A 15,256-nucleotide genomic window follows, 5' to 3' on the forward strand; every position below is an offset into this window, starting at 1 on the left:
CATTCTTCATCCATGGCCTGATCGGCGCTTTGTCGTCAAGCACTCAAGGTAGGAGCCCGGTGCCTAAATTGGGCACGCCGGGATCTGTGCGGGGGGTGTTCAGTAATGGACATCCCTACCGCAATCCAGCTAGTACAGGGCGCTTTGACCGAAAGCGTATTGCAGCACCTCGCCGGGCGCATCGGCTGCGCGCCGGAATCGGCACAACGCGTCGTGTCGTTATGCGCGCCCGCACTCATCGGCTCGATGATGAACAAGGCGTCGTCGCTCGACGGCACGCGCAGTCTGTTCGCGTCGATCATGTCGCCCGGCACCAACGCGCATATCGCGGACGAACTGCCGCATTTCGTCGTTCAGGACGATGGCTTCAAGACGCTGATCGAAGCGGGCGAAACCGCCGACGGCGCGCTCGCGTCGCACGACAGCCTGACGCTGCTGTCGGAACGCATCGCCGAACATACGGGCGTCGCGGCGAGCGCCGCGCACCATTTCCGGCGTCGTCGGCGCGACGGTGCTCGGCGTGCTCAAGCGCTATTTCACGCAGCACAACAGCAATATCGGCCAGTTGCCGACGCTGCTCGGCCATCAGTTGCCGGTTGTGCGCGCCAACATGACGGATTCCTTCGCGAACGCGCTCGGTCTCGGTTCGGTCGGCTCGTTCCTGGCGGGCGTCGCATCGCGCCTGAAGGCGGTGTCGGCGCATCTCGAACATCCGGCGACGCAGCACGCCGCCGCATTCCCGCTGCAAGTGGAACCGCCGCCTTCGGTGGAACAGCATGTCGTCGCTGAAAAGAACGGCCGCAAGCCGTGGATGTGGGTGGCCGGCGCGGCCGCGCTCGCACTGTTCGCGGCGCTCGCGGCACGCGGCTGCTCGACCGAAAAGGCCGATCACGACGCCGCAGCGGACACGCAAGCCGACGCCGGCGCGTCCAACGCGAGTTCCGACGCCGCCGTCGCATCCGCTTCGGCCGTGACGCTGGCCGCTTCCGCGCCCGGTGCATCGGCGCCAGCGCTGTTGCCCGCCAACGACGCAGTGATGAACGTCAACGTCGATGCCTCCGGCGTGCCGACCATCAAGGCGACCGTCAGCACGGAACAGGAGCGTCAGCGCCTGATCGACGCGCTGTCGGCCAAGCTGGGCGCGGACAAGTTCCACGCCGATATTTCCGTCGATCCCGACACCAAGCCGGCCGGCTGGCTCGACAAGCTCGATCTGCTGATGCCGATCATGACGCAGCCGGGCGCGGAACTACGCGTGGCGGGCGATTCGATCGATCTGAGCGGCAGCGCGTCGGAGGCGAAGTTCGGCTGGCTGGATAAGCTGAGGTCGCTGTTCGGCAAGGGCTGGAAAATCGGTCTCGGCACCGCCGCAGCCGCCGATGCGAGCGCGACTGCGAGCGCGCCTGCTGAGGCCTCCGTGGCAGCGGCCGCGTCCGCGCCGGTCGTCGCCGGTGGCGAGTGCGATGCGGGCGTGATCGCGCGCAAGCTGAATCTGAAGCCGGTCAACTTCCGCTTCGGTTCGAACACGGCGCCGCAAGCCGCGCTGAATGAACTGGCGAAGACGGCGCAAGTGCTGAAGTCGTGCAGCACGGCCGCCACGCCGATCAAGCTGCAAATCGGCGGCTTCTCGGACAATACCGGCAGCAAGGCGGTGAATCTGGCCTTGTCGAAGCAGCGCGCGGAATCGGTCCGTTCGTTCATGGTCAAGCACGGCGTGCCCGCGAGCGCGTTGGTCGTGCGCGGTTTCGGCGATGCCAGCCCGATCGCGGACAACAAGACGCCGGCAGGCCGCATGGCGAATCGCCGCGTCGAGTTTTCGGCGGCGAACTGATCTCGCTATAAGTTCTGCGAGTTCTGCGCAGTAAAAAACGCGCCGGATCGCTTCACGCGGTCCGGCGCGTTTTGTTTATGTGCCGCAGACCGGCCGCGTCACGCCGGGCGCGCGCCGCCTTTCAATCGCGGAAAGCCATCGGCCATAAAGTCCTGATCGATATTCGCAGGCAACATTTCGCGCGCGACGTCGAGCCACGCGCGCGCCGCATGCGACAGATAACCGTTGCGCCGCCATCCCACGGCCATATCCCAGCGAATCTCCGGCGCGACGACGCGACGGCAGGTGAACGCATCGGCATCGAGCCGACGGCAGTAAGGCGCGGGCAGCAGCGCGATGCCGATTCCCGCCTGCACCATCGCCGCCATGAAGTCCCAGTGCCCGCTGCGTCCGACGATAGTCGGCGCGAAACCTGCCTCGCGGCACGCGCTCAGCACGACATCGTTGAGCACGAGACTTTCGCCGTAGAACACGAAGGGCTCGGACGCGAGATCGGTCAGCGGGACTTCGTTCGCGTCGTCCCAGCGCGAGCCTTTCGGCGCGACCAGCCACAGCAGCTGGCGGCTGACGGGCAGCACGTCGAACATGTCGGTATCGACCGGTTGCAGCACGCCGCCGAGTTCCAGTTCGCCGTCGATCAGCGCGGCTTCGATCGCCTTCGAGCCGCGTTCGAATAGTTTCAGCTCGATCTTCGGATAACGCTGGCGGAACGCGGCGATCGCGGGCGTGAAGAGCGCGCCGCCCATCGGCGGAATGCCGATCGTCAGCGCGCCGCGTCCGAAAGTGCCGAGATCGTTGAGTTCGGCTTCGAGCCGCGCGTGCGCCGCCAAAACCTCGATGCCGCGTTGATAGACGATCTGCCCGGTGTCGGTAAGCACCATCTGGCGCGCGTCGCGCAGCAGAAGCGGCGAACCGACTTCATCCTCCAGCGCCTTCACCATCTTGCTGATGGTCGGTTGCGTGACGAACATGTGCTCCGCCGCCGCCGTGAAGCTTTTCTGTTTCACGACTTCGACGAAATATCGCAGCGCGCGCAGTTCCATGATCCGGTCTCCCGCATTCCAATTCGGAATGCAACGAATAATGTTAAGTCATTTTTATTATGACAAGGCCGCCCATATACTCGAACTACAGGTTAACCCTTGGCTTGTTTCAAACCCCAGAGTGAGAGCCGCCATGTCCGCCGTCCTGCCGAACCCCACGCCTTTCGCCGGCCCGCGTGCCGCGTTGAGCCGTTTCGTGCGCGTCGCGAGTCAGAGCGTCGTGCTCGCCGCGATCTGGTTCGTCGCGGATTTCGTCGCGCGCAAGCTGGCGCTGCCGATTCCGGGCAGCGTCGTCGGGCTGGTCGCGTTGCTGGCGCTGCTGTTCTGCGGCGGCATCGCGCCGCGCTGGGTGAAGGCGGGCGCGGACTGGCTGCTGGCCGACATGCTGCTGTTTTTCATCACCGCTGCGGTGGCGGCGGTGCAGTACGGCGGCCTGTTCATGGAAGACGGCTGGCGTCTCGCACTGGTTGTTGTCGCCGAGACGCTGATGGTGATGGTCGCCGTCGCGTTCGCCGTAGATCGCGCGGCGCGTCTTGAACGCCGCATCGCGCTGCGTCGCGCGATGTCGCTGCGTCACGCGCGCGCCTGAGCCTGAGCCCGATTCCGAGCCGATCATGAGCCACTTCTACGCCTCTCTCTTCGAAGACGACGCCGCGCGCCTCATCGCCGCCGGTTGCTTCGTGCTGACCGTGGCGCTGTATTTCGCGGCGAAGCGTCTGTACGCGCGCTTCAAAAGTCCGTGGCTCACGCCGCTGCTCGCGGTGCCTGCGGTGCTCGCGGTCATCGTCGTGACGGCGCGCATTCCATATTCCGTCTATTTCGCCGACACGCACTGGCTCATGTGGCTGCTCGGCCCGGCGACGGTCGCGTTCGCGGTGCCGATCTACGAATATCGCGCACTGCTCAAGCGGCACTGGATTTCGCTGACGGTGGGCGTGACGGTTGGCATTCTCGTCGCGGTCGGCGGATCGCTCGCGCTGGCGAAGCTGCTGCATCTGTCGCCGGAATTGCAGCGCAGTCTCGCGACGCGTTCGGTTTCGACCCCGTTCGCGCTCGCCGTCTCCGACAAGATTCACGCGCCGAAGGACCTCACCGCGCTGTTCGTGATCGCGACGGGCGTCTGCGGCATGTTGTTCGGCGAGATCGTGCTGGCGCTCGTGCCGCTGCGCACGCAGCTGGCGCGCGAGCTCGGCAGCGAGGAAGGCGTCGTCGCGAGTCTGACGATGATGATCGCCGGCGTGGCGATGGTGCTGCTCGCGCCGGTGCTGGGCATGCTGCCGATATAGCGTGTTTCAGGGCTCGCGCCGATTTTTCGGATTGCTCCCGAATGGTTTCAGACACGTGACATGAGATAAAGCTGCATCGCTTACCGGTACCACTCTCATGCACACACTTCCTGCTCTCGGCGTTTCCGTCGTCGTTCCCTGTTTCAACGCCGCGAGGACGCTCGCGCGCGCTGGATAGCTGCCTCATCCAGTCGACGGTGATGGAGATCATCGTGGTCGACGATGGTTCGACGGACAGCACGCGCGATATCGCGAGGTTTTATGCGTTGAAGGACGCGCGCGTTCAAGTGCTGGAGCTCGACAAAAACGGTGGTCCGGCCCGGGCGCGCAATCAGGGCGCACAGCGCGCAAAGCACGCAATATTGGCCTTCCTTGACGCCGACGACGAGTATTTGCCCAACGCGCTGAACGAAGCCCTCGGTTATTTCTGGCATAGCCCGGAGCGGCCGGCGATTCGCCTGAATGTCGCATTTACCGGCTATCCCGCTGAGTGCGTCGAATTCCCGGGTTTCGCCGATGCGGAAGCGTCGATGGCCGAAAGTATCGCGAGCAGCCTCGTCATTCGCCGCGCCGTCTTCAACGCGATGGGCGGTTTCCCCGAAGACCACATCTTCCGTGAGCATGGGCATGAAGACTTTGCGCTGCAATCCGCATTAATGGCCATCTACGGTTACGATAAGCTTCTCGCGCATAAGCATGTTCGTCACCATTACCATGTGGATAGTCACGTGGCGCGGTTTTTCCGCAGTGCGGCTGGCACATCGAATACCTGGGACGGGATCCCGCCCTCTGTCCACACGACCATCGCCTGGTATCTGGACGACGTACGCGTTCGGTTGAGGGCAATCGAATCCGTCTCCCAATAGCCGCACCAGTCCTCCCCCGCCCCACCGCGCATTGCACCCGCGATGCGCGATTCCTTCCCGCTCCTGCCACGCTCTTTTGCTACAATCGCCATTCGTTTCCGAGGAGCGTTGCGACGGGCAATCTGAAAGCCGCCCGCCAGGCTCGGAGACATTCAATCCGGACGGTTCGAACGCGCTTTTAGTTATGAAAGGCGCTCGCTGAGCCACCGCATTCGAACGGCGCTCACGTCAACATTTCTAGTCTTTTTAGAAAAGGAGGGCGTGATGAACGCCGCAGTTCTCGATTCCAAGAATTCCAAGGATTACATCGTCGCCGACGTGTCGCTCGCCGCATGGGGCCGCAAGGAACTCGACATCGCCGAAACGGAAATGCCGGGTCTGATCCAGACGCGCGAAGAGTACAAGGCGCAACAGCCGCTGAAGGGCGCGCGCGTTGCCGGTTCCCTGCACATGACGATTCAAACGGGCGTGCTGATCGAGACGCTCACCGCACTCGGCGCGGACGTGCGCTGGGCATCGTGCAACATTTTCTCGACGCAGGATCACGCCGCCGCCGCCATCGCCATCGCCATCGCCGCGGGCGGCACGCCGGTGTTCGCGTTCAAGGGCGAATCGCTCGACGAATACTGGGAATTCTCGCACCGCATTTTCGAATGGCCGAACGGCGAATTCGCCAACATGATCCTCGACGACGGCGGCGACGCAACGCTGCTGCTGATCCTCGGCTCGAAGGCCGAAAAGGATCGCTCGGTCATCAGCAAGCCGACGAACGAGGAAGAAGTCGCGCTGTACAAGTCGATCGCGAAGCACCTCGACGCCGATCCGACGTGGTACTCCACGCGCCTGTCGCATATTCAGGGCGTGACGGAAGAAACGACCACGGGCGTGCATCGTCTGTATCAGATGGAAAAGGAAGGGCGTCTGCCGTTCCCGGCCATCAACGTGAATGATTCGGTCACGAAGTCGAAGTTCGACAACCTGTACGGCTGCCGTGAATCGCTGATCGACGGCATCAAGCGCGCGACCGACGTGATGATCGCGGGCAAAATCGCGGTCGTGGCCGGTTACGGCGACGTGGGCAAGGGCTGCGCGCAGTCGCTGCGCGGTCTGGGCGCAACCGTGTGGGTCACGGAAATCGATCCGATCTGCGCGCTGCAAGCCGCGATGGAAGGCTACCGCGTCGTGACGATGGAATACGCCGCGAGCCGCGCCGACATCTTCGTGACGGCGACGGGCAACTACCACGTCATCAACCACGATCACATGAAGGCGATGCGCAACAACGCGATCGTCTGCAACATCGGCCACTTCGATTCGGAAATCGATATTGCTTCCACGCGCCAATACACGTGGGACAACATCAAGCCGCAGGTCGATCACATCGTGTTCCCGGACGGCAAGAAGATCATCATTCTGGCCGAAGGCCGTCTGGTGAATCTCGGTTGCGCCACGGGCCATCCGTCGTTCGTGATGTCGAACTCGTTCACGAACCAGACGCTCGCGCAGATCGAACTGTTCACGCAAGGCGACAAGTACGAAAACAAGGTGTACGTGCTGCCGAAGCATCTGGACGAGAATGTCGCGCGTCTGCATCTGGGTCGTATCGGCGCGGAACTGACCGAACTGACGACGGAGCAGGCCGGTTACATCGGCGTCGACAAGAACGGTCCGTTCAAGCCGAACCACTACCGCTATTAATCACACGCGGCGGCCGTGACGCGCGCGGGCGCAGGGGCGCTCGCGCCGTCACACGCTTCAACCGGAGATTCATTCGATGACGTTGTTGCTGACATGGCTGCTCAACGCGCTCGCGCTTCTGATCATCACCTATCTGGTGCCGTCGATTCACATTCGCGGTTTCGGAACGGCATTGATCGTCGCGGTCGTGCTGGGGCTCATCAACGCGATCGTGCGTCCGGTGCTGATCATCTTCACCTTGCCGGTGACGATCCTCACGCTCGGGTTGTTCATTTTCGTGGTGAACGCGCTGTGCTTCTGGCTGTGCTCGTCGCTGCTGAAGGGTTTCGAAGTGTCGGGCTTCTGGTCCGCGTTCTTCGGCTCCATTCTCTACAGTATCGTGTCGTGGCTCTTGTCAGCGCTCGTGTTCGGGCAACGCGATTTCGGTTGAGCAGTTTGCTGCCGCCGCCGATCGATCACACATCATCATGAAACCGATCGAACTTTCATTCGAGTTTTTCCCGCCGAAGACGGCAGAAGGCGTGGAAAAGCTGCGCGCGTCACGCAAGGAACTGGCGAAGCTAACGCCTAAGTTCGTGTCCGTGACGTTCGGCGCGGGCGGCTCCACGCAGCAAGGCACGCTCGACACGGTGCTGGAAATGGCTTCGGAAGGATTCGAAGCCGCGCCGCATTTGTCGTGTATCGGCTCGTCGAAAGACAGTCTGCGCGCGATTCTTTCGCAGTACCGTGAGCATGGTATTCGCCATATCGTCGCGTTGCGCGGCGATTTGCCTTCGGGCATGGGCGAAGTCGGCGAGTTGCGCTATGCGTCGGAACTCGTGGCGTTCATTCGCCAGGAGCACGGCGACTGGTTCAATATCGAAGTGGCCGCGTATCCGGAGTTCCATCCGCAATCGAAGTCGCCGCGTGCAGACCTCGAAAACTTCGCGCGCAAGGTGAAGGCGGGCGCGAATTCGGCGATCACTCAGTACTTCTATAACGCGGACGCGTACTTCACGTTCGTCGGCGAAGCGAAGAAGCTCGGCGTCGATGTGCCGATCACGCCGGGCATCATGCCGATCACGAACTTCTCGCAACTGATGCGCTTCTCCGACATGTGCGGCGCGGAAGTGCCAAAATGGGTCGCGCGCCGGCTGGAAAGCTTCGGCGACGATCGCGAGTCGATCCGCGAATTCGGGCTCGATGTGGTGACGGGTCTGTGCCGCCGCCTTATCGATGGCGGCGCGCCGGGTCTGCACTTCTACACGTTGAACGGCGCGCAGGCGTCGAAGTCGATTTGCGAGCGGCTCGGGTTTAAAAGCGCCTGATTCCGTTTTAGAGTAAGTTCTCGTTTTGAGCCGCGCGATGTCGAATCGCGCGGCTTTTTCGCTTCTTGGACTAAACACGCGGATCGCGCGGGCGTCACACTATCACGTCTGCGCATAGTCAATAAAGAAAGCGAATTGAACGGCTCGGAGGCGGCGCGGCCACTGGGAAAAACGACCGTACACGTAAAATTTTTTCGTGCTACGGTAGCGCCCGAATTTGCTTGGTACCGTCCATCAGGCAGAGTCGCGCGGCAGAGTGACCGCGCCATGCGAAGTAATATCGCGCTACGCCGGATGAAAATCGGCATCGACCTGGAGGAAACATGAAGAAAACTGGCCTGTTGCGAGGCGCACGCGTGTCGGCGCTTCTGGGCGCCGTCGCCACGGCGGCGCTCGTCGCCACGTCGACCGCGCATGCGGCGATCCCGAAAAACGCTCGTCTACTGCTCGGAAGGCAGCCCCGCCGGTTTCGATCCGGTGCAATACACCACCGGCACCGATTTCACGGCGAACACGTTCACCGTGTACAACCGTCTGGTGGAATTCGAGCGCGGCGGCACCAAGGTCGAGCCGGGTCTCGCCGAAAAGTGGGACGTGTCGGCGGATGGCCTGACGTACACCTTCCATCTGCGTCATGGCGTCAAATTCCGGACCACGTCGTTCTTCAAGCCGTCGCGCGAATTCAACGCGGACGACGTCGTGTTCACCTTCGACCGCATGCTGAATCCGGAGAATCCGTTCCGCAAGGCGTACAACGTCGCGTTTCCGTACTTTACGGACATGGGCCTCGACAAACTGATCACCAAGGTCGAAAAGGTCGATCAGTACACGGTCAAGTTCACGCTGAAGGAAGTGAACGCGCCGTTCATCCAGAATCTGGCGATGGAATACGCGTCGATTCTCTCCAAGGAATACACCGACAAGCTGCTGAAGGACGGCAAGGCGGCGGATATCAACCAATATCCGGTCGGCACGGGCCCGTTCATTTTCAAGAGCTACACGAAGGACGCGACCATCCGCTTCGACGGCAATCCTGATTATTGGAAGCCGAACGCGGTGCAGATTTCGAAGCTGATCTTCTCGATCACGCCGGATGCCGCCGTGCGCGTGCAGAAGTTGAAGAGCAACGAATGCCAGGTGATGAGCTATCCGCGTCCGGGCGATATCGCGGCGCTGAAGGCGGCATCGAACATCGATACGCCGTCGCAGGCCGGTTTCAACGAAGGCTACGTCGCGTATAACGTGACGAAGAAGGGCCTCGACAACACCGACGTGCGCCGCGCGCTGGACATGGCGATCAACAAGAATGCGATCATCGATTCCGTCTATCAGGGCGCGGGTCAGGCCGCGACCGCACCGATGCCGCCGACCGAATGGTCCTATGACAAGTCACTGAAAAGTCTGGCGTACGATACGGCGAAGGCCAAGGCGCTGCTCGCGAAGGCCGGTTTCCCGAACGGCATGGAAATCACGCTGTGGGCGATGTCCGTGCAACGCGCCTACAACCCGAACGCGCGTCTGATGGCCGAAATGATTCAGGCCGACTGGGCGAAGATCGGTGTGAAGGCGAATATCGTCTCGTACGAGTGGGGCGAGTATCTGAAGCGCGCGCACGCGGGCGAGCACGCTGCGATGCTGATCGGCTGGACCGGCGACAACGGCGATCCCGACAACTGGCTCGGCACGCTGCTCGGTTGCGACGCGGTGAAGGGCAGCAACTTCTCGAAGTGGTGCTACAAGCCGTTCGACGATCTGGTCGTGAAGGGCCGCTCGACGACGGACGTCGCGCAACGCACGAAGTTCTACACCGACGCGCAGCAGATCTTCGCGCAGCAACTACCGTTCTCGCCGATCGCGCACTCGACGGTGTATCAGCCGGTCAGCAAGAAGGTGACGGGCATGAAGATCGAACCGCTCGGTTATGCGCGTTTTGACGGCGTCGGCCTGCAATAAGCTTTTGCTGCGGAACGCTTTTTGCACTAAACCATAACTATTCGAAAACGTCCGGCGTCGTGGGTCTGAACGATCCGCCCGCCGGACATGTTTTATCCCCCCACGAACGATACCCACAGGGCGATCATGTTCCGATTCGTTTTGCGACGCATAAGAATGATGATACCGACCTTCATCGGCATTACGATTCTCGCGTTCGCGCTCATTCATCTGATTCCCGGCGACCCCATCGAAGTGATGATGGGCGAACGCGGCGTGGACCCGGCGGCGCATGCCGCGGCCATGAAGCGCTTAGGGCTCGACGAGCCGCTTCCGCTTCAATATTTCCACTACGTGACGCACGCGCTCAAGGGCGATCTCGGCACGTCGATCATCACCAATACGAGCGTGATGGGCGAGTTCATGGCGCGCTTTCCCGCGACCGTCGAGCTGTCCATCTGCGCGATGATTTTCGCGCTCGTCGTCGGACTGCCGGCAGGCGTCGCGGCGGCGCTCAGGCGCGGCACGGTCGTCTATCACAGCGTGATGGGCACCGCGCTCACCGGCTATTCGATGCCGATCTTCTGGTGGGGCTTGATCCTCATCATGTTCTTTTCGGCGAAGCTGGGATGGACGCCGGTCTCGGGACGCATCGCGGTGGAATACGATATTCCGCACGTCACCGGCTTCATGCTGATCGACTCGCTGTTCTCGACCGATGAAGGCGCGTTCGTCTCGGCGGTATCGCATCTGATTCTGCCGACCATCGTGCTCGGCACGATTCCGCTCGCGGTCGTCGCGCGGATGACGCGTTCGTCGATGCTCGAAGTGCTGCGCGAGGACTACATCCGCACCGCGCGCGAAGGGTTTGTCGCCGTTGCGCGTGGTCGTCGTGCATGCGCTGCGCAATGCGCTGATTCCCGTCGTCACCGTGATCGGTCTGCAGGTCGGCACGCTGCTCGCGGGCGCGGTGCTGACCGAGACGCTGTTCTCGTGGCCGGGCCGTCGGCAAGTGGCTGATCGACGCCATTTCGCGACGCGATTATCCGGTCGTGCAAGGCGGCATTCTGATGATCGCGACGCTCGTGATCGTCGTGAATCTGGTCGTCGATCTGCTGTACGGCGTGTTGAATCCGCGCATTCGCCATACTCGCTGAGGTGACACGACAATATGGCTGATATTCAAAACAATCTCCCCCCACAAGCGATCACGCCGCCGCCATCCGGCCGCATGGTCGCGGCGCGCGAGTTCTGGGCGAACTTCTCGCGCAATCGCGGCGCGGTCGTCGCCGGTCTGATCGTGATCCTGCTGATTCTGGTCGCGATCTTCGCGCCGGTGATCACGCCGCATAGTCCGATCGAGCAATACCGCAGCTACGTGAAGATTCCGCCCGCGTGGCTCGACGGCGGCAATCGCATGTTCCTGCTCGGCACCGACGAAGCGGGCCGCGACATCCTTTCGCGTCTGATGTACGGCGCGCGGCTGTCGTTCTGGATCGGCTTCGTGTCTGTCGTGCTCGCGCTGATTCCGGGCGTCGTGCTCGGCTTGATGGCCGCGTTTTTCCACTGGCTCGATACGCCGATCATGCGTTTGATGGACGTGCTGCTCGCGTTGCCGTCGCTGCTGCTGGCGGTCGCAGTCGTGGCGATCATCGGGCCGGGTCTCGTCAATACGATGCTGGCGATCGCGATCGTCGCGCTGCCGGGTTATGTGCGGCTCGCGCGTGCATCGGCGCTCGGTGAGTTGCAGAAGGAATATGTGACGGCATCGCGCGTCGCGGGTGCGGGCACGATGCGGCTGATGTTTTCGCAAGTGCTGCCGAACTGCGCCGCGCCGCTGATCGTGCAGGCGACGCTCGGTTTCTCGTCCGCGATTCTCGATGCCGCCGCGCTCGGCTTCCTGGGCCTCGGCGTGCAACCGCCGGCGGCGGAGTGGGGCGCGATGCTCGCCTCGGCGCGCGATTACATCGAAAGCGCATGGTGGATCGTCACGATGCCCGGTCTGTCGATCCTGATTTCGGTGCTCGTCATCAACCTGATCGGCGACGGTCTGCGTGACGCACTCGATCCGAAACTTAAGCGGATGGGCTAAGCGATGAACGATCTACTCACAATCCGCAATTTGCAGGTCACGTTCGGCGGCACCCAGGCGGTCGATCGCATCGACCTCGCCGTGAAGCCGGGCGAAGTCGTCGGCGTGGTCGGCGAATCCGGCTCGGGCAAGAGCGTCACGATGATGGCGCTGATGGGTCTCATCGACGCGCCCGGCAAGGTCACGGCCGATCAGGTCACGTTCGATGGCCGCGATTTGCTGAAGGCATCGGCGCGCGAGCGTCGCAAGATCATCGGCAAGGGGCAAGGATATCGCGATGGTGTTTCAGGACGCGCTGACGAGCCTGAACCCGAGCTACACCGTCGGCTATCAGATCAAGGAAGTGCTGAAGCTACACGAAGGTTTGCGCGGCGATGCGCTTCACAAGCGCGCGCTCGAACTGCTCGATCAGGTCGGCATTCCCGACGCGAAGAACCGCATCAACGCGTTTCCGCATCAGATGTCGGGCGGCATGAATCAACGCGTGATGATCGCGATGGCCGTCGCGTGCAATCCGAAGCTCCTGATCGCCGACGAGCCGACCACCGCGCTCGACGTCACGATTCAGGCGCAGATCATGGAATTGCTCGTGAAGCTGCAGAAGGAGCGCGGCATGGCGCTCGTGCTGATTTCGCACGATCTCGCCGTGGTGTCGGAAGTGGCGCAGCGCGTCGCGGTGATGTACGCGGGCGAGATCATCGAGACGAATCATGTGCCGGCGATTTTCAGCGAGCCGCATCATCCGTACACGGAGGCGCTGCTGGTCGCGATTCCCGAGCACAACCGCGATACCGAACGTCTCGCCGCGTTGCCGGGCATGGTGTCGGGCAAGGACGATCGTCCGAGCGGATGTCTCTTTGCGCCGCGCTGCAAGTACGCCGTCGAAGATTGCTGGAAGGCGCGTCCGAAGCTCGCGCAACTCGATCCCGCCGATGACGCCGTGCGCGCGCGCTGCATCAAGCCGTTGAATATGGAAGTGGTGGCAGAAGGAGGCGCGCGATGAACGCAGTGCCGAAGGAAATCAGTTAGGACATCGTGCTCGCCGCCGACAACCTCGCGCGGCATTACAGCGTCAAGAAGAGCATGTTCGAGCAGGGCACGGTCAAGGCGCTCAACGGCGTCTCGTTCGAACTGAAACGCGGACGCACGCTCGCGGTCGTCGGCGAATCGGGATGCGGCAAGTCCACGCTCGCGCGACAACTGACGATGATCGAAGCGCCGACGTCGGGCCGCTTGCTGATCGAAGGCGAGGATGTGGCGGGCGCGAGCAAGGCGAAGATCGCGGAGTTGCGTCAGCGCGTGCAGATGGTGTTTCAGAACCCGTTCGCGTCGCTGAATCCGCGCAAGACGGTTGAGCAGACGCTGGGCGAGCCGCTTGCCATCAACACGTCGATGACGTCGACGCAGCGCGCCGAACGCATCGCGCAGATGATGCGCACCGTCGGCTTGCGGCCCGAGCATGCATCGCGTTATCCGCACATGTTTTCGGGCGGTCAGCGTCAGCGCGTGGCGATCGCGCGCGCGATGATTCTCGATCCGCAGATCGTCGTCGCCGATGAGCCCGTGTCCGCGCTCGATGTGTCGATTCAGGCGCAGATTCTCAATCTGTTCATGGATTTGCAGCAGCAGTTCGGCACGAGCTACGTGTTCATCTCGCACAACTTGTCGGTGGTCGAGCATATCGCCGATGACGTGATGGTGATGTACTTCGGCGGCGTGGCCGAGCTGGGCGACAAGAAGACCATCTACGCGAAGCCGCGTCATCCGTACACGCGCGCGCTGATGTCGGCGACGCCTGCGATCTTCGAAGCGGATCGGCGCATCAAGATCAAGCTGCAGGGCGAAATGCCGTCGCCGCTGAATCCGCCGTCGGGCTGCACGTTCCATCAGCGCTGCCCGTATGCGATCGAACGATGCCGTACCGAGGAGCCGAAGCTGCGCGTGGTCGATGGACGGCAGGTGTCGTGCCATCGCGCGGAAGAGGTCGGCGACGAGGAAGTCTGACCCAGACGACGCGCCGTGGTGGTGAAGCCGTATGCACGTCGCGTCGCACGAATGTTTTAAGATACCGGTCGTGCCGGAATCCTATGACAAGTCGCGCGTGCGACGCGCGGCGTTCGCCCAAGCGACAGCCTTCGTGCTGTCGCTCGTGCTGTTTACGGCCGGCATGGCCGAATCGCCGTCGAGTTTCGCGGTCATCGGCACGCGCACGCCGACCGGCGGCACGCCCCAACCCGCGGGCGATGCCGAGCCCGCCGCGCTGCCCGGCGCGAGTTCCGCCGCCACGCCGCAAGCACCCGACCGCACCAATGGCACGACGGCCAGCGGCCCGGTGCGCGTCGCGCCGCCGCGCATGCCGTTCTACGTGGCGACCAAGGGTGCGACGACCATCTATGTGCTCGGGACGCTGCATGTCGGTTTCGCGAGCGACTATCCGCAGGAACAACCGTTTCGCAAACCGATACTCGGCGCGCTCGATGCATCGCCGACGCTGGCGCTCGAAATCTCTCCCGACGAACTGCTCGTCTCACAGGACGATGTGAATCGTTACGGCATGTGCCGTAGCGAGTGTCTGATCGACTATCTGCCCAAGCCGATGTGGCAGCAGGTCGAAGCGCGCATGCGCAACAATCCGGAGGCGCTGAAGGAGTTGCGGCACACGCGTCCGTGGCTCGCGTCGATGCTGATCGAAACCTACGACACGCTGAAGGCGGGCTTCCAGAGCGAGTACGGGACGGAATCGCAATTGCAGAATGTGTATCTGCGCGTGCGGGGGAAGATCGTCGGACTCGAGACGCTGAACGAGCAGATTTCGACGTTCACGCGTCTGACGTCGGCGCAGCAGCGGGAGATGCTCGCGCAGGATCTGGCGCAGACGCCGGCGCAGAATATCGCCGACGTGAAGGAGCTGCATCGGTTGTGGCGGATCGGGGATGCGGATGCTTTGAAGGCTTGGGATGATGCTAAGACTTCCAAGCTGGCTAAATCGAAGGCGCTGGCCGTGCAGGTCGATAACCGCGTGGTCGATGAGCGTAATCGGCGGTTTGTGAATCGGATGGTGGCGATTGCGGCGCCGGATAAGCCGGTTTTTGTGGCTATCGGGGGGCTGCATCTTGGGGGGCCTAAGGGGGGTGTGGGGTTGTTGCTGGCTCTTATAAACATCTCCGGGCCGCCGAGACCGTACTAGATATCGTATTCCGT

Annotated in this window: 12 protein-coding genes, 4 pseudogenes and 1 riboswitch; of the genes and pseudogenes, 14 read left to right on the forward strand and 2 right to left on the reverse strand. The window is 62.5% G+C overall.

Annotated features, from left to right (window positions below; genetic code table 11):
• Positions 1 to 105: 105 nt before the first annotated feature.
• Positions 106 to 330, forward strand: a pseudogene (locus BVER_RS34310) (DUF937 domain-containing protein); the annotation flags it as partial.
• On the opposite strand, the gene BVER_RS34315 reads toward BVER_RS34310, so the two are convergent.
• Positions 220 to 528, reverse strand: coding sequence for a hypothetical protein (locus BVER_RS34315; protein WP_232316685.1), 309 nt, complete (start codon positions 526 to 528; stop codon positions 220 to 222). The pseudogene BVER_RS34310 and the gene BVER_RS34315 overlap by 111 nt on opposite strands.
• Here BVER_RS34315 and BVER_RS20200 point away from each other — a divergent pair.
• Complete coding sequence (locus BVER_RS20200) at positions 512 to 1,831, forward strand: OmpA family protein (RefSeq protein WP_232316683.1); 1,320 nt, start codon at positions 512 to 514, stop codon at positions 1,829 to 1,831. The genes BVER_RS34315 and BVER_RS20200 overlap by 17 nt on opposite strands.
• 98 nt (positions 1,832 to 1,929) lie before the next feature.
• On the opposite strand, the gene BVER_RS20205 is transcribed toward BVER_RS20200, so the two are convergent.
• A complete protein-coding gene (locus BVER_RS20205) occupies positions 1,930 to 2,874 on the reverse strand; it encodes a LysR family transcriptional regulator (RefSeq protein WP_050454819.1) in 945 nt (314 codons plus the stop codon).
• A gap of 133 nt (positions 2,875 to 3,007) precedes the next feature.
• Between BVER_RS20205 and BVER_RS20210 the strand changes: the two genes are divergently transcribed.
• The 12 genes and pseudogenes from BVER_RS20210 to BVER_RS20265 all read left to right on the forward strand — a co-directional run bounded on the left by BVER_RS20210 (position 3,008) and on the right by BVER_RS20265 (position 15,242).
• Complete coding sequence (locus BVER_RS20210) at positions 3,008 to 3,463, forward strand: CidA/LrgA family protein (protein ID WP_083452270.1); 456 nt, start codon at positions 3,008 to 3,010, stop codon at positions 3,461 to 3,463.
• A gap of 25 nt (positions 3,464 to 3,488) precedes the next feature.
• Positions 3,489 to 4,160: an LrgB family protein gene (locus BVER_RS20215; RefSeq protein ID WP_050454825.1), complete on the forward strand. Its 672-nt coding sequence runs from the start codon at positions 3,489 to 3,491 to the stop codon at positions 4,158 to 4,160.
• A gap of 170 nt (positions 4,161 to 4,330) precedes the next feature.
• Entirely contained in the window at positions 4,331 to 5,026 is a 696-nt protein-coding gene (locus BVER_RS20220; RefSeq protein ID WP_269750785.1) for a glycosyltransferase family 2 protein, read from the forward strand.
• Between the two features lie 94 nt (positions 5,027 to 5,120).
• Positions 5,121 to 5,258: riboswitch (S-adenosyl-L-homocysteine riboswitch) on the forward strand.
• 32 nt (positions 5,259 to 5,290) lie between these two features.
• Complete coding sequence (ahcY, locus tag BVER_RS20225) at positions 5,291 to 6,724, forward strand: adenosylhomocysteinase (RefSeq protein ID WP_050454820.1); 1,434 nt, start codon at positions 5,291 to 5,293, stop codon at positions 6,722 to 6,724.
• A gap of 76 nt (positions 6,725 to 6,800) precedes the next feature.
• Positions 6,801 to 7,154 (forward strand): phage holin family protein, encoded by a 354-nt coding sequence (locus BVER_RS20230; protein ID WP_050454821.1) that lies wholly within the window; start codon positions 6,801 to 6,803, stop codon positions 7,152 to 7,154.
• A 37-nt stretch (positions 7,155 to 7,191) separates the two neighbouring features.
• Positions 7,192 to 8,031, forward strand: coding sequence for a methylenetetrahydrofolate reductase [NAD(P)H] (metF, locus tag BVER_RS20235; protein ID WP_050454822.1), 840 nt, complete (start codon positions 7,192 to 7,194; stop codon positions 8,029 to 8,031).
• A gap of 323 nt (positions 8,032 to 8,354) precedes the next feature.
• Positions 8,355 to 9,984 (forward strand): annotated as a pseudogene (locus tag BVER_RS20240) (ABC transporter substrate-binding protein).
• A 126-nt stretch (positions 9,985 to 10,110) separates the two neighbouring features.
• Positions 10,111 to 11,120: pseudogene (locus BVER_RS20245) on the forward strand (ABC transporter permease subunit).
• 14 nt (positions 11,121 to 11,134) lie between these two features.
• A complete protein-coding gene (locus tag BVER_RS20250) occupies positions 11,135 to 12,055 on the forward strand; it encodes an ABC transporter permease subunit (RefSeq protein WP_050454823.1) in 921 nt (306 codons plus the stop codon).
• Positions 12,056 to 12,058: 3 nt separating this feature from the next.
• Positions 12,059 to 13,058 (forward strand): annotated as a pseudogene (locus BVER_RS35305) (ABC transporter ATP-binding protein).
• Between the two features lie 29 nt (positions 13,059 to 13,087).
• Positions 13,088 to 14,059, forward strand: coding sequence for a peptide ABC transporter ATP-binding protein (locus tag BVER_RS20260; RefSeq protein ID WP_157056151.1), 972 nt, complete (start codon positions 13,088 to 13,090; stop codon positions 14,057 to 14,059).
• Between the two features lie 61 nt (positions 14,060 to 14,120).
• A complete protein-coding gene (locus tag BVER_RS20265) occupies positions 14,121 to 15,242 on the forward strand; it encodes a TraB/GumN family protein (RefSeq protein ID WP_050454826.1) in 1,122 nt (373 codons plus the stop codon).
• The last annotated feature ends 14 nt before the right edge of the window (positions 15,243 to 15,256 follow it).

Source organism: Candidatus Burkholderia verschuerenii (genome assembly GCF_001189365.1).
In the GTDB taxonomy this organism is placed as follows: Bacteria; Pseudomonadota; Gammaproteobacteria; order Burkholderiales; family Burkholderiaceae; genus Caballeronia; species Caballeronia verschuerenii.

Excerpts from the sequence above, each read along its gene's own strand:
- ahcY (WP_050454820.1), top strand. The coding sequence starts at position 5,291 with ATGAACGCCGCAGTTCTCGATTCCAAGAATTCCAAGGATTACATCGTC.
- metF (WP_050454822.1), top strand. The coding sequence starts at position 7,192 with ATGAAACCGATCGAACTTTCATTCGAGTTTTTCCCGCCGAAGACGGCA.
- BVER_RS20205 (WP_050454819.1), bottom strand. The coding sequence starts at position 2,874 with ATGGAACTGCGCGCGCTGCGATATTTCGTCGAAGTCGTGAAACAGAAA.
- BVER_RS20250 (WP_050454823.1), top strand. The coding sequence starts at position 11,135 with ATGGCTGATATTCAAAACAATCTCCCCCCACAAGCGATCACGCCGCCG.
- BVER_RS20210 (WP_083452270.1), top strand. The coding sequence starts at position 3,008 with ATGTCCGCCGTCCTGCCGAACCCCACGCCTTTCGCCGGCCCGCGTGCC.
- BVER_RS20230 (WP_050454821.1), top strand. The coding sequence starts at position 6,801 with ATGACGTTGTTGCTGACATGGCTGCTCAACGCGCTCGCGCTTCTGATC.
- BVER_RS20215 (WP_050454825.1), top strand. The coding sequence starts at position 3,489 with ATGAGCCACTTCTACGCCTCTCTCTTCGAAGACGACGCCGCGCGCCTC.